This window comes from Klebsiella sp. GW_Kp181, assembly GCF_040062315.1.
In the GTDB taxonomy this organism is placed as follows: domain Bacteria; phylum Pseudomonadota; class Gammaproteobacteria; order Enterobacterales; family Enterobacteriaceae; genus Klebsiella; species Klebsiella oxytoca.
In genome coordinates, this window is record NZ_JBEAFR010000048.1 from 50,462 (window position 1) to 63,834 (window position 13,373).

Sequence of the window (13,373 nt, forward strand, 5' to 3'; positions counted from 1 at the left end):
TGCTTAAGGCGTGCTGATAACCACCGTGACGCGGCGGTTTTCAGCGCGTCCTTGTGCGGTAGCGTTGCTGGCTATCGGATACTTTTTCCCGAGCCCGCGAGTGGTCAAATTGGTGCGCGGAATATTTGCCCCTTCGGCCCAGGCATCCGCAACGCTGTTCGCGCGTTTAAGCGATAACATTTCGTTGTAAGCGTCTTCGCCGTAATTATCAGTATGTCCTTCGAGACGACTATGGGTAATTCCGGTGGTGGCCAGACGCGAAGCCATAGTGCGAATTTGCTGTTTGCTATCGGCACGCAGGTGATAGTCGTTTTTGTCGAATAATATGGAGTCAGATATTCCTAATGACCAGTCGCCATTGGCTTCAGTAAAGCCATATGACTTCATTGCTGCAATTTGTTCTGCAGAGAATTTTCCTTGCGGAGCCTGACAGCCGCTTAGAAAAAGTGCGGCCAGTAAAGCAGGAGCAAAATATTTCCCGATCATGGTGATTCCTTTTATTTTTGCGTTCGCTGTAAGCGCTGGTGTTTCATCCGATACATATTTTGGTCGGCAAGTTCTTGCAGATTTTCCGCGGAGGCATGTTCCCAGGTTAACGCGTAACCAATACTCAGCGACAGCCTGACGGTGTGGCCGTTGTGGAGATTAAACGGCGGGATAAACTGTTCCGACAATGCGCTGCAGAGTGCCTGAACTTCAGCCTCTGTATGAACATTGCGCAGCAGAATGGCAAATTCATCGCCGCCGAGACGCCACGCCTGGTGCTGTTTGCCGACAAAGGCCATCAGGCGGCTGGCGACCTCAATTAACACCTTGTCGCCGGCAGCATGGCCCCAGTTATCGTTAATGAGCTTGAAATTATCGCCGTCAAGAAACAGCAGCGCAGAACTACCATGGACGGTTTCGTCTTTCATCAACGCATTAATAACGTTGCGGAAAGCGGCTCTGTTAGCCAGGCCGGTCAACGGATCGTGCAAGGAGCTACGCAGAAGCTGGGCATTTTTAGCCTGAAGCTGCCGCTGCCAGTCCTCCATCTCGCCCAGCAGACTATTAAAGTCCTGGGCAAAGAGGTGAAACTCTTCAATACGCTCTTCGGGGACCCGACGAGAGAAATGGCGATTTTCGCGGATATCATGAACTACCTCGGTAATACTCTGCAGCGCAGCCACGATGCCACGATGCAGCGAGTGGGTAAGCAGCAATGCAATGCATGAGGCGAGAAAAATGCTGCCGGTTAGCACAATAATTGAGATACCGAGGAAATAGCTTATCAGCCTGTCCAGAGCGGTCAGACGAAGTTCACCGATAACTTTCCCCTGGTGCAGGATAGGTTGTACCGTGGGTTCCGGGAATAGCCATTTGCTGATAACGTCGCTGACTTTATCCTGCCTGGCCAGGCCATCGTTATGCCATGAGGCAAAGGGCTTCTGCCGACCGTCGACCAGGATTGCCTGCGAAAACTGTCCCTGCTTGCCCAGCGTGGCCAGGGTATCTTCGGCCGCCGCGCTATCGCCAAAGACCAGCGCGGCTTCCAGACTACGGCCCATCGTGGCGGCGGTGAGCTCCAGATTTTTTTGTGCGTATTGCTTGAGTGTGAATATGGAAGCGGCGCAGAGCAATAGCCAGACCAGTGTCATAGAGATAACAACGCTTATCATGCTGATACGGCGTAGCGCTCTTTTAAATGTGGGGCGCGGGGCCTGAGAAAAATCCTTATTCATGTGATGTTTTCCGGGCAAGCATCAGCACATCGGGATTAACCCGAACGCCGCTGTGCGTCAGTACATCCAGATTTACGGAAAATCTGACTCTCTCATTGTTTATAAGCAGGCAAAATGCGCTGCCAATAGAGCAATCGGTGTTTTGTTCCGCAATAAGCAATAGGGGCCGGTTTCCATATTTAGCTGTAAATTCAGACTGCTGAGTCGGAGATTCACTGCCAAAATAAAAACCATCGCAGGTCGTCTGTAAGGCTTCTTCCGTATTACGAACAATCACGGGCTTATAAGGCAATAATTCCGGTGCTTCTTCGGCCAGGCTATGGATATAACGTGATGTCGAAAAAATACAAAGCTTTGGCGGGCCGGATAACTGCGGCCAGCGTGTATAGGTCACGATTCCCGAAACGATCGTCCGAACATTTTCAGACGGTTCGGAGGCAACAGCAGAGATACCCACGAGCGATAGTACTAAAGTCAAAAAGAGACGGTGAAGAACTGTCATTACGGATCCGTCAGGTTGTCATAGCGCGGGGGATGCAGATTGCTGAAACCCGGGCGAAGAATAGCATTATTGCTGAAAACCGTCATTAGCCAGCCCCGCCGCTTTAAGATAATTCTCACCAGGATTTTTCGTAAAAGAATGGAGTGAAAAGAGGGGAAGTGCTGAACCTGCATGCTTGTTGTAAATATAATTGTACATTATGAAGTGAATCTGGCGCGATTTAATTTATAACTGTAAAGTAAAATTTACGGAATATGGATTGAAATCTTTACTTCATATGGTATCGTTACGTCATCCTCGCTGAGGCAATAACTATCGCAAACGAGCTATACAGGATCGCAATCATGCAAAAAGACGCGCTGAATAACGTACATATTACTGACGAACAGGTTTTGATCACGCCGGATCAGTTGAAAGCTGAATTCCCTCTGAGCGTTGAGCAGGAAGCGCAGATCGCGCAGTCTCGTCAGACCATCTCTGACATCATCGCCGGTCGCGATCCGCGCCTGTTGGTGGTATGTGGTCCTTGTTCGATTCACGATCCTGAAACCGCCATTGAGTACGCTCGTCGTTTTAAAGCCCTTGCCGAAGAGGTCAGCGATAGCCTCTATCTGGTCATGCGCGTCTATTTTGAGAAACCCCGCACCACCGTTGGCTGGAAAGGGCTGATTAACGATCCGCATATGGATGGTTCGTTTGATGTAGAAGGCGGCTTGAAGATTGCGCGTCGTCTGCTGGTTGAGCTGGTCAATATGGGGCTGCCGTTAGCGACGGAAGCGTTGGATCCTAACAGTCCTCAATACCTCGGCGATCTGTTTAGCTGGTCCGCCATCGGCGCGCGTACGACGGAATCTCAGACTCACCGCGAGATGGCCTCCGGGTTGTCGATGCCGGTCGGTTTTAAAAACGGCACCGATGGCAGCCTTGCAACGGCAATTAACGCCATGCGCGCTGCCGCGATGCCGCACCGCTTCGTCGGTATTAACCAGGCCGGTCAGGTGTGTCTGCTGCAAACGCAGGGCAATCCAAACGGACACGTCATTCTGCGTGGCGGTAAAGCGCCCAACTACGGCCCGGAAGATGTCGCGAAGTGCGAAAAAGAGATGACTCAGGCGGGACTGAAACCCTCTCTGATGGTAGATTGCAGCCATGGGAATTCTAATAAAGACTACCGCCGCCAGCCTGCGGTTGCTGAATCCGTCGTCGCGCAGATTAAAGATGGTAATCGTTCCATTATTGGTCTGATGATTGAGAGCAATATCCACGAAGGAAACCAGTCCTCTGAGCAGCCGCGTTGCGATATGAAATACGGCGTCTCCGTGACCGATGCCTGCATTAGTTGGGAAACCACCGATGCGTTGCTCCGCGAACTTGATAAGGATCTGCGAGGCCATCTGGCGGCTCGTCTGGCGTAAGAGGATTATATGGTTGCTGAACTGACCGCGTTACGCGATCAAATTGATGAAGTCGATAAAGCGCTGCTGGAACTGCTGGCTAAGCGCCTGGAGCTGGTTGCGGAAGTCGGAGAAGTTAAAAGCCAATACGGTCTGCCGATTTACGTCCCTGAACGTGAATCGGCGATGCTGGCCTCTCGCCGTGAGGAGGCTGAGGCGCTTGGGGTTCCGCCGGATCTTATCGAAGATGTTTTGCGTCGCGTCATGCGTGAGTCTTACTCCAGCGAGAACGATAAAGGCTTTAAAACGCTTTATCCGAATCTGCGTCCGGTGGTGATCGTCGGCGGCGGTGGGCAAATGGGGCGACTGTTTGAAAAAATGCTGACGCTTTCCGGATATCAGGTGCGTATCCTCGAGAAAGACGACTGGTCTCGGGCCGAAGAGATTGTCGCCGATGCCGGAATGGTCATCGTCAGCGTACCGATTCACACAACAGCGGCAACGATTGCTCAACTGCCGCCTCTGCCGGCGGACTGCATTCTGGTCGACCTGGCCTCGGTGAAAGCGGAACCGCTACAGGCGATGCTGGCCGCGCATAACGGGCCGGTATTGGGATTACACCCCATGTTTGGGCCTGACAGCGGCAGCCTGGCGAAGCAGGTCGTGGTGTATTGCGATGGCCGCCAGCCTGAGGCGTACCAGTGGTTCCTGGAACAAATCCAGGTCTGGGGCGCGCGGCTCCATCGTATTAGCGCCGTCGAACACGATCAGAACATGGCCTTTATTCAGGCGTTGCGCCACTTTGCCACCTTCGCTTATGGCCTGCACCTGGCCGAAGAGAACGTGCGACTTGAGCAACTTCTGGCGCTGTCGTCACCGATTTATCGCCTTGAACTGGCGATGGTTGGCCGGCTGTTCGCCCAGGATCCGCAGCTCTACGCAGATATTATTATGTCCTCAGAAAACAACCTGGCGCTGATTAAGCGCTACTACCAGCGCTTCGGTGAAGCTATCGGCCTGCTGGAACAAGGGGATAAACAGGCATTCATTGACAGCTTCCGTAAGGTCGAGCACTGGTTCGGTGATTATGCCCAGCGCTTCCAGAGCGAAAGCCGGACGTTGCTGCGTCAGGCAAATGATAATCGGCAGTAAGTGTTAAAAGACGTATACAATAAAGCCAGAGGGGTGACCCGCTGGCTTTTTTTTATAGGGATGAAAACGATGGCTGAACCACAACCGCTGTTTGATTACACCGGGCATTTACCGGAATGTCCGACCTGGAGCGAAGCCGAACAGGCATTGTACTGGGCCGATATTATGGAGTGCGAGATTCATCGCTACGACGTGCAGACGGGCGATCATCAGGTACTGCAGTTTCCCGAAGAGCCCGGCTGTTTTGCACTACGCGAAAAGGGCGGTTTTATCGTCGCTTTACGTAGCGGTATCTGGCTCACCGATGTTCATGGATTACTGCAGCGAAAAGTCTGCGATAACCCCAGCAATCCGCAATTAGCCCGTTTTAACGATGGCGGAACCGATCGCGATGGCCGCTTTTATGCCGGGACTTTCTGGGGGCCGGGAGATTTTAACGGCGCGCTCTTGATGCGCGTTGATAACGATCTCTCTCCGCAGGTTATCCAGTGCGACATTCATGGCGCCAACGGTTTGGCATTTAGCGAAGACAAGCGGTGGATGTATACCTCGGATACGCCCAATGCCGTTATCTATCGTACAGCGCTGGATGAGCAGGGCGAAGTGGGTAAACGCGAGGTCTTTCGTCGCTTTCAGCCCGGTGAGGGTATTCCTGATGGCGCGGCCATCGATACTGAAGGTTGCTACTGGAGCGCGATGTTTGACGGTTGGCGTATTGCGCGCTTTTCTCCGACGGGCGAGCAACTGGAGGAGTACCGTCTACCGGTGCGTTGCCCGACGATGGTGTGCTTTGGCGGAGCGGATATGAAAACGCTCTATATCACGACCACGCGGGAGAATATGGATGCTGAAGAGCTGGCGAAATATCCGCTTTCCGGCGCGATCTTCACCCTGCCGGTGACCGTGGCAGGGATGAAGAAGTTGCCGTTTACAGAACGTTAAACCGGATCGACCGGCACCACGTTTTCGCTGGCATAACATCCCAGTACTTTCATTGAACGGGTTATCTCGGCCAGCTCTTTTAATGCCTTACGCATTGGCATTGACTCCAGGTTGGCCTGGATATCCAGATAAAACATCTCTTCCCACGGATTGCCATGAATAGGACGCGATTCCAGCTTGGTCATAATCAGGTTATGGTTTCTCAGCACCAGTAGCGCTTCTACCAGGGCCCCGGCTTGCTGGCCGGTAGCCATCAACAGAGTGGTTTTCGCCGGTACCTGATCGGAGACCTCCACCGCTTTACGCGCCAGAACGAGGAAGCGGGTGATGTTTTGCGTCTGGTTAGCCTGGCAATGTTCCAGTACCTGCAAACCGTGCAGCGCTCCGCCTGCTTCGCTGCCCAGAGCGGCAACGGTTGGCGATTTTGCCTGAGCGACCTTTTCCATCGCCGAAGACGTGCTATCGGTATATTCAATGTTCCAGTGCGGATAGCGGCTTAGATACTGGCTGCACTGCTGGAACGGCTGCGGATGGCTGTAGACCGTCGTAATCTGTTGCGCATCGGTGGATGTTGAAACCAGCACGCAGTGATCGATAGGCAGCGTCAGCTCGCCAACGATAGATAGGCTGGTGTGCTGCAGAAGGTCATAAACATCATTGATGCCGCCAGAACTGGTATTTTCAATAGGGACGACGGCGTAATCAGCCTGACCGGTTTCCACTTGCTCAAAGATATCCGCGAATTTAGCGCAGCCGCTTTCGATAAACTGTTCAAAGTGGCGGGCGGCATACTGACGAGCCGCAAGATGCGAGTATGAACCTTTGGGCCCGAGAAACGCGACGCGTGCAGAGTGCGGATTAATTTTATTCAGATGCTGCTGGAGCAGCGTTTGCTGGGTAAGGACCGAGTCTTCAATAATGAGTTGAAACAGGCGTGTGATGTAGTGGGCATCAAGATGGTGTTTTTTTCCCAGCGTCATCAGGCGTTCAAGCAGATCGCGCTCGCGGTCGATATCCCGTACCGGCCGGTGCGATGCCAGCTTGGCTTTTCCAACCTCTACGGCCAGGCCGCGGCGTTCCGCCAGCAGCGCCAGCAGTTTTTCATCCAGAGCGCTGATCTTATCGCGTAGGGCCAGTAATGGGTTTTCCTCGGTCATATGTGTTGCCTTTCTTGTTATTGATTATCAATAAAAAAGGCCTCCCTTTTGGGAGGCCTTATTGTTCGTCTTCGCATTCTTTATCACACGACGAATTGCCTCCCATTCAGGGGAAGGTAAAAAAGAATGCGAAGAAGAACGGGATGAGTTTCACGATGAATTCCTTGAGTTAGTGGGGATTACAGTACCTGTACTGTTTTCACTCTGTCAATAAAAAACGCGCCCGAAGGCGCGTGGCATGACACAAGCTTAAGTTAAGGATTACTCTTCTTCTTCCACAAAGCCTGCCTCTTTCACCGATGTGGCGGCGCGGCGGGCTTCCCCTTTGTGTTGCACTTTATTTAGCTGCCGTTCCAGCTTGTTGATCAATTCGTTGATTGCGGCATACATGTCTTCGTGCCGTGCGCTGGCAACCAGGTGACCGTTCGGCGTATTGATGGTTGCGTCAGCGACAAAACCCTGCGGCTCCTTAGAGAGGATGATATGCGGGTTGATTAAGTGAGTTTGCCATTTATCCAGTTTGGCGAGACGGTCTGCGACGTGCTGGCGAATTGCCGGAGTAATTTCCATTTGTTTACTGGTAATGTTCATTGTCATAAATTTTACCTCTTGTCTTTCCCGTCTTGGTGAATTCAGCATACCTCGCCTAATGTCAAAAAGCGTGATTTAAATCACATTTTATTGTCACTTTTTGTCAACGAATCTGTTTTGTGAGAAAGGACAGGAACAGGCGAGATTTTACTTGTCGAATGGCAGAAAGAGAGCCATATTTGATTAGTTAACTCGGGGCTAAACCGCTTCAGCTAAACTATTTAACGAATAAAAAAACGGCAGCCCTTGGGCTGCCGTTTTGTTTAGCGACCGACTATCAGGTGTTCTTGCTATTAGCCGCAATGATCTTCGCAACCTTGTCAGCCTGAGCGTTCATTTGCATCTGACGGTAGGCATTTTCCATCTTCGGTAGCGCATCACGGGTGGCCTGCGTATCCGGGTAATTACGCAGCATGCCATCGACGCGGTTAACTACTGCAACCCATGCGCCACGATCGGTATAGTAATCGACCACTGACAGCTCGTACTTCGCCAGGCGATCCTTCAGGAACACCATACGCTTGTAAGCATCGGTAGAGTACTGACTGTTAGGATAGCCACGGACCAGCCTGGAGAAGTCGTTAAAGGCATCACGCGCGTGTTGTGGGTCGCGATCGGAGCGATCGACGCCAAAGAAGCCCTGCAGCGCACTGTCATCCAACGCCATATTTGTCAGACCACGCATATAAATGACGTAATCAATGTTAGGATGCGTAGGGTTCAGGCGTACAAAGCGATCGATGGCTGCCTGAGCCAGCGGCAGGTCTGCGTTTTTGTAGTACGCATAAATCAGGTCCAACTGCACCTGTTGGGAATAAGGTCCAAAGGGATAACGGTTATCCAACGCTTCCAGTTGCGTTATTGCCTGTTTCCAGTTACCGTCCTGCAGCTTTTGCTGAGCGGTCGCGTAGATCTCATTCGGCGGATTATCGGGCACCTCCTCCTTTGAGCCAGAGCAACCCACCAAAGCCAGGCTCAGTGTGGCTGCTGCCACCAGGTATTTCATGCGCGTCATGACGTTTTGACTTCCTCAAAATGTTTATGCGGGAGAATCTCTGTTCCTGCTCCCGATTAAGACCAGCTACAATAGCACACTATATTAAACGGCAAAGCCGTAAAACCCAACGTTAAAACGAAGAAGCTGTATATGGCACAACGAGTACAACTCAACGCAACGGTGTCCGAAAATCAACTCGGACAACGCTTAGATCAGGCTTTGGCCGAATTGTTCCCGGATTATTCGCGTTCGCGCATAAAAGAATGGATCCTTGACCAGAGAGTGCTGGTAAACGGCAGCGTCAGCGACAAGCCGAAAGAGAAAGTTCTGGGAGGGGAGACGATTGCTATCGATGTTGAAATCGAAGAAGAAGTTCGTTTCCAGGCACAGGATATTCCGCTCAATATCGTTTATGAAGATGATGACATCCTCGTAATTAATAAACCGCGCGATTTAGTTGTGCATCCTGGCGCGGGCAACCCTGACGGTACTGTGCTGAATGCGCTGTTGCACTACTATCCGGCCATTGCTGACGTGCCGCGTGCGGGGATTGTGCACCGTCTTGATAAAGACACCACCGGTTTGATGGTGGTCGCGAAGACTATCCCGGCGCAAACCCGACTGGTGGAGTCCCTGCAGCTGCGCGAAATCACCCGCGAGTATGAGGCGGTGGCGATTGGTCATATGACGGCTGGCGGAACGGTTGAAGAACCGATTAGCCGCCACCCGACCAAGCGTACGCATATGGCGGTACATCCCATGGGAAAACCGGCGGTAACACACTACCGGATTATGGAGCATTTTCGCATCCATACTCGGCTGCGTTTGCGCCTGGAAACCGGCCGTACGCACCAGATTCGCGTACATATGGCGCACATTACTCACCCGCTGGTGGGCGATCAGGTCTACGGCGGTCGCCCGCGTCCGCCCAAAGGGGCATCCGAAGAGTTCATCGCTGCCCTGCGGAAGTTCGATCGTCAGGCGCTGCATGCCACCATGCTACGCTTATACCATCCGATCAGCGGAATTGAGATGGAATGGCATGCGCCAATTCCACAGGACATGGTGGATTTGATTGATGCCATGCGCGCGGATTTTGAAGCCCATAAAGACGATATCGACTGGCTATGACTAAACTGATTGTACCGCAATGGCCGATGCCGGAAGGCGTGGCTGCCTGTAGTTCCACGCGCGTTGGTGGGGTAAGTTTATCGCCATACGATTCACTTAATCTCGGCGCCCATTGTGGAGACAATCTACAGCACGTAGAAGAGAACCGTCGGCGTATGTTCGCCGCTGGCGGCCTGCCGTCATATCCGGTATGGCTGGAGCAGGTTCACGGTACGGCAGTTTTGCGACTCGATGGCGGGCCGTACGAGTCAAAGCGAGCGGATGCTTCGTACTGCAATGTGCCGGGGACGGTCTGCGCGGTGATGACCGCTGACTGCCTGCCGGTGCTTTTTTGTAACCGCGCGGGTACTGAAGTTGCGGCTGCGCATGCCGGTTGGCGAGGGCTGTGCGAAGGCGTACTGGAAGAAACCATCGCCTGTTTCGCCGATAAACCGGAAAATATCATGGCCTGGCTTGGGCCCGCTATTGGGCCGGATGCGTTTGAGGTCGGCCCGGAAGTGCGGGAAGCTTTTATGGCAAAAGATGCCCTGGCGGAACGTGCATTTCGTCCCGCGGGCGAAAAATATTTTGCTGATATTTATCAACTGGCTCGTCAGCGTCTGGCGGGCGTTGGCGTTGAGCAGATTTACGGCGGTGACCGCTGTACCCTCAGCGAAAAGGATGATTTTTTCTCTTATCGCCGCGACAAGATGACGGGTCGTATGGCAAGTTTCATCTGGCTGATATAACCTGCCGAACTAAGACGATCCAGAAGGCAAACTTATTTTTGCATAGTTCAGGTCTTTAACCTTGAATAATTGAGGGATGACCTCATTTAATCTCCAGTAGCAAATTTGACCTGTTATGGGAGGAGTTATGCGTCTGGATCGTCTTACCAATAAATTCCAGCTTGCTCTTGCCGATGCCCAGTCCCTTGCGCTTGGGCACGACAACCAATTCATCGAACCTCTTCATCTTATGAGCGCCTTGCTGAATCAGGAAGGGGGATCGGTACGTCCTTTATTAACTTCGGCTGGCATCAACGCCGGCGAGCTACGCACGAATATTGAACAGGCACTAAGCCGTTTGCCGCAGGTGGAAGGTACCGGTGGTGATGTTCAACCGTCCCAGGACTTAGTGCGTATTCTGAACCTTTGCGACAAGCTGGCGCAAAAGAGAAAGGACAACTTTATTTCGTCAGAACTGTTCGTTCTGGCTGCGCTTGAATCACGCGGTACGCTGACCGACCTTTTAAAATCTGCCGGAGCAACAACCGCCAACGTGAGTCAGGCGATTGAACAAATGCGCGGAGGTGAAAGCGTGAACGATCAGGGTGCCGAAGATCAACGTCAGGCATTGAAAAAATTTACCGTCGATCTGACCGAGCGTGCCGAGCAGGGCAAGCTTGACCCGGTCATCGGTCGTGATGAAGAAATTCGTCGTACGATTCAGGTTCTGCAGCGTCGTACCAAAAATAACCCGGTGCTCATCGGTGAGCCTGGCGTAGGTAAAACGGCCATTGTTGAGGGGCTGGCGCAGCGGATCGTTAACGGCGAGGTGCCGGAAGGGCTGAAGGGCCGTCGAGTTCTGGCGCTGGATATGGGCGCGCTGGTGGCGGGTGCCAAATACCGCGGTGAGTTTGAAGAACGCTTAAAAGGCGTACTGAACGATCTCGCTAAGCAGGAAGGTAACGTTATCCTGTTTATCGATGAGCTGCACACGATGGTGGGGGCAGGTAAAGCAGACGGTGCAATGGATGCCGGCAACATGCTGAAACCGGCGCTGGCGCGCGGTGAACTGCACTGCGTGGGTGCCACAACGCTGGATGAATACCGGCAGTATATTGAGAAAGATGCCGCTCTGGAACGTCGTTTCCAGAAAGTATTCGTGGCGGAGCCGACTGTTGAGGATACCATTGCGATTTTGCGTGGTCTGAAAGAACGGTACGAACTGCACCATCACGTGCAGATCACCGACCCGGCGATTGTGGCGGCAGCCACGCTGTCCCATCGTTATATTGCCGATCGACAGCTGCCGGATAAAGCCATCGACCTGATCGATGAAGCCGCTTCCAGCATTCGGATGCAGATTGACTCAAAACCGGAAGAGCTGGACCGGCTCGACCGCCGTATCATCCAGCTCAAGCTGGAGCAGCAGGCGCTGAAGAAAGAGTCTGATGACGCCAGCATTAAGCGACTGGATATGCTAAATGAGGAACTGGCGGATAAAGAACGTCAGTATTCAGAATTAGAGGAAGAGTGGAAGGCTGAAAAAGCCTCGCTTTCCGGCACTCAGACCATTAAGGCTGAACTGGAACAGGCTAAAATCGCCATTGAGCAGGCGCGTCGCATCGGCGATCTGGCGCGAATGTCCGAGCTCCAGTATGGCAAGATCCCTGAGCTGGAAAAACAGCTGGCGGCGGCAACGCAGTCTGAAGGCAAAACGATGCGTCTGCTGCGTAACAAAGTAACGGATGCCGAAATCGCGGAAGTGCTGGCTCGTTGGACGGGTATTCCGGTGGCCAGAATGCTTGAAGGTGAACGTGAGAAACTGCTGCGTATGGAGCAGGATTTGCATAGCCGCGTTATTGGTCAGAACGAAGCGGTGGAAGCAGTATCTAATGCGATTCGCCGTAGCCGTGCTGGTTTATCCGATCCTAACAGGCCGATTGGCTCGTTCCTGTTCCTTGGGCCTACCGGGGTGGGTAAAACAGAACTCTGTAAAGCTCTGGCCAACTTTATGTTCGATAGCGACGATGCAATGGTACGTATCGACATGTCAGAGTTTATGGAGAAACATTCCGTTTCACGTCTGGTTGGGGCGCCTCCGGGATACGTGGGCTATGAAGAAGGCGGCTATCTGACCGAGGCGGTCCGTCGTCGTCCTTATTCTGTCATCCTGCTGGATGAAGTGGAAAAAGCGCACCCGGATGTCTTTAACATTCTGCTGCAGGTGCTGGATGATGGACGTTTGACCGATGGGCAGGGGAGAACGGTCGACTTCCGTAATACGGTGGTCATCATGACTTCTAACCTTGGCTCCGACCTTATTCAGGAACGCTTTGGGGCACTGGATTATGGCCATATGAAGGAGATGGTGCTGGGCGTGGTTAGTCAAAGCTTCCGTCCAGAGTTTATCAACCGTATTGACGAAGTGGTTGTCTTCCATCCGCTGGGTGAAAAACATATTGCTTCTATCGCGCAGATTCAGCTGCAGCGGTTGTATAAACGACTTGAGGAACGCGGCTACGAAGTCCACATGTCTGATGAAGCGCTGAAATTGCTGAGCGAAAATGGATACGATCCTGTTTATGGCGCACGTCCTCTGAAACGTGCTATCCAGCAACAGATCGAAAACCCGCTGGCGCAGCAGATCCTCTCCGGTGAATTGATACCGGGTAAAGCAGTGCAACTGGTTGTGAAAGATGACCGGATAGTGGCAGTGCAGTAAATCACAAAACAGCAAAAACGGGCCCCTGGGGCTCGTTTTTGTTTAAAAACCAGGCAATAATCTCTTTCCTGCTGGCGATTTGGCTGAAAATTAAGCGGGTGAGTTTTTTTTTGAAAATACCGCTTGTCACTTTGAAATTACGCCCTATAATGCGCCTCCACTGACACGGGACAACGGCAAATAAGCCGCCGGGTCGATGGGCTCAGCGATGAGTTCCGACAGAGAAAAGCGAAAATAAATGCTTGACTCTGAAGCGGGAAAGCGTAATATGCACACCCCGCGCCGCAGCGAAAAGCGAAGCGGCACTGCTCTTTAACAATTTATCAGACAATCTGTGTGGGCACTCAAAGTGACATG

The 13,373-nt window shown here is 52.4% G+C and carries 13 protein-coding genes and 1 other annotated feature; of the genes, 6 read left to right on the forward strand and 7 right to left on the reverse strand.

From position 1 onward, the window contains the following. Positions 1–3: 3 nt before the first annotated feature. The 3 genes from ABLV11_RS10000 to ABLV11_RS10010 are packed head-to-tail and all read right to left on the reverse strand — an operon-like array spanning position 4 to position 2,223. A complete protein-coding gene (locus ABLV11_RS10000) occupies positions 4–486 on the reverse strand; it encodes an OmpA family protein (protein WP_004104626.1) in 483 nt (160 codons plus the stop codon). 11 nt (positions 487–497) lie between these two features. Then, positions 498–1,721, reverse strand: a complete 1,224-nt coding sequence (gene dgcN / locus ABLV11_RS10005) for a diguanylate cyclase DgcN (RefSeq protein WP_004114501.1) — start codon at positions 1,719–1,721, stop codon at positions 498–500. Continuing rightward, positions 1,714–2,223, reverse strand: coding sequence for a YfiR family protein (locus ABLV11_RS10010; protein ID WP_004104622.1), 510 nt, complete (start codon positions 2,221–2,223; stop codon positions 1,714–1,716). Before ABLV11_RS10010 ends, dgcN begins: the two co-directional genes overlap by 8 nt. Before the next feature lie 344 nt (positions 2,224–2,567). Here ABLV11_RS10010 and aroF point away from each other — a divergent pair, with 344 nt between their 5' ends. The 3 genes from aroF (at position 2,568) to ABLV11_RS10025 (ending at position 5,711) form a co-directional block, all read left to right on the forward strand. Beyond that, on the forward strand, positions 2,568–3,638 hold the full coding sequence (aroF, locus tag ABLV11_RS10015; protein ID WP_004104620.1) for a 3-deoxy-7-phosphoheptulonate synthase AroF: 1,071 nt from the start codon (positions 2,568–2,570) through the stop codon (positions 3,636–3,638). Between the two features lie 9 nt (positions 3,639–3,647). Beyond that, positions 3,648–4,769, forward strand: a complete 1,122-nt coding sequence (gene tyrA, locus ABLV11_RS10020) for a bifunctional chorismate mutase/prephenate dehydrogenase (RefSeq protein WP_004104619.1) — start codon at positions 3,648–3,650, stop codon at positions 4,767–4,769. 69 nt (positions 4,770–4,838) lie between these two features. Then, complete coding sequence (locus tag ABLV11_RS10025) at positions 4,839–5,711, forward strand: SMP-30/gluconolactonase/LRE family protein (RefSeq protein ID WP_064374018.1); 873 nt, start codon at positions 4,839–4,841, stop codon at positions 5,709–5,711. Here the strand turns inward: ABLV11_RS10025 and pheA are convergent. From pheA to bamD, 4 genes are all read right to left on the reverse strand, one after another. Further along, positions 5,708–6,868 (reverse strand): bifunctional chorismate mutase/prephenate dehydratase, encoded by a 1,161-nt coding sequence (gene pheA, locus ABLV11_RS10030; RefSeq protein WP_004104617.1) that lies wholly within the window; start codon positions 6,866–6,868, stop codon positions 5,708–5,710. The two genes, ABLV11_RS10025 and pheA, sit on opposite strands and share 4 nt — an antisense overlap. Positions 6,869–6,898: 30 nt before the next feature. Further along, positions 6,899–7,023: a sequence feature (Phe leader region), on the reverse strand. Beyond that, complete coding sequence (gene pheL, locus ABLV11_RS10035) at positions 6,975–7,022, reverse strand: pheA operon leader peptide PheL (protein ID WP_101706155.1); 48 nt, start codon at positions 7,020–7,022, stop codon at positions 6,975–6,977. It overlaps the preceding feature by 48 nt. 106 nt (positions 7,024–7,129) lie before the next feature. Next, positions 7,130–7,465 carry a ribosome-associated translation inhibitor RaiA gene (gene raiA / locus ABLV11_RS10040; protein ID WP_004104616.1) on the reverse strand — a complete coding sequence of 112 codons (336 nt, stop codon included), beginning with the start codon at positions 7,463–7,465 and terminating at the stop codon, positions 7,130–7,132. Positions 7,466–7,736: 271 nt separating this feature from the next. Beyond that, entirely contained in the window at positions 7,737–8,474 is a 738-nt protein-coding gene (gene bamD, locus ABLV11_RS10045) for an outer membrane protein assembly factor BamD (RefSeq protein ID WP_004104615.1), read from the reverse strand. A 132-nt stretch (positions 8,475–8,606) separates the two neighbouring features. Here bamD and rluD point away from each other — a divergent pair, with 132 nt between their 5' ends. The 3 genes from rluD to clpB all read left to right on the forward strand — a co-directional run bounded on the left by rluD (position 8,607) and on the right by clpB (position 13,016). Beyond that, positions 8,607–9,587, forward strand: a complete 981-nt coding sequence (gene rluD, locus ABLV11_RS10050) for a 23S rRNA pseudouridine(1911/1915/1917) synthase RluD (protein ID WP_004104614.1) — start codon at positions 8,607–8,609, stop codon at positions 9,585–9,587. Further along, entirely contained in the window at positions 9,584–10,315 is a 732-nt protein-coding gene (yfiH, locus tag ABLV11_RS10055) for a purine nucleoside phosphorylase YfiH (RefSeq protein WP_016808274.1), read from the forward strand. The genes rluD and yfiH overlap by 4 nt, the downstream gene beginning before the upstream one ends. Positions 10,316–10,442: 127 nt before the next feature. Continuing rightward, positions 10,443–13,016: an ATP-dependent chaperone ClpB gene (gene clpB / locus ABLV11_RS10060; protein ID WP_126489436.1), complete on the forward strand. Its 2,574-nt coding sequence runs from the start codon at positions 10,443–10,445 to the stop codon at positions 13,014–13,016. Positions 13,017–13,373 lie beyond the last annotated feature (357 nt).

Excerpts from the sequence above, each read along its gene's own strand:
- pheA (WP_004104617.1), bottom strand. The coding sequence starts at position 6,868 with ATGACCGAGGAAAACCCATTACTGGCCCTACGCGATAAGATCAGCGCT.
- bamD (WP_004104615.1), bottom strand. The coding sequence starts at position 8,474 with ATGACGCGCATGAAATACCTGGTGGCAGCAGCCACACTGAGCCTGGCT.
- tyrA (WP_004104619.1), top strand. The coding sequence starts at position 3,648 with ATGGTTGCTGAACTGACCGCGTTACGCGATCAAATTGATGAAGTCGAT.
- clpB (WP_126489436.1), top strand. The coding sequence starts at position 10,443 with ATGCGTCTGGATCGTCTTACCAATAAATTCCAGCTTGCTCTTGCCGAT.
- rluD (WP_004104614.1), top strand. The coding sequence starts at position 8,607 with ATGGCACAACGAGTACAACTCAACGCAACGGTGTCCGAAAATCAACTC.
- ABLV11_RS10025 (WP_064374018.1), top strand. The coding sequence starts at position 4,839 with ATGGCTGAACCACAACCGCTGTTTGATTACACCGGGCATTTACCGGAA.
- raiA (WP_004104616.1), bottom strand. The coding sequence starts at position 7,465 with ATGACAATGAACATTACCAGTAAACAAATGGAAATTACTCCGGCAATT.
- ABLV11_RS10000 (WP_004104626.1), bottom strand. The coding sequence starts at position 486 with ATGATCGGGAAATATTTTGCTCCTGCTTTACTGGCCGCACTTTTTCTA.
- yfiH (WP_016808274.1), top strand. The coding sequence starts at position 9,584 with ATGACTAAACTGATTGTACCGCAATGGCCGATGCCGGAAGGCGTGGCT.
- aroF (WP_004104620.1), top strand. The coding sequence starts at position 2,568 with ATGCAAAAAGACGCGCTGAATAACGTACATATTACTGACGAACAGGTT.
- dgcN (WP_004114501.1), bottom strand. The coding sequence starts at position 1,721 with ATGAATAAGGATTTTTCTCAGGCCCCGCGCCCCACATTTAAAAGAGCG.
- ABLV11_RS10010 (WP_004104622.1), bottom strand. The coding sequence starts at position 2,223 with ATGACAGTTCTTCACCGTCTCTTTTTGACTTTAGTACTATCGCTCGTG.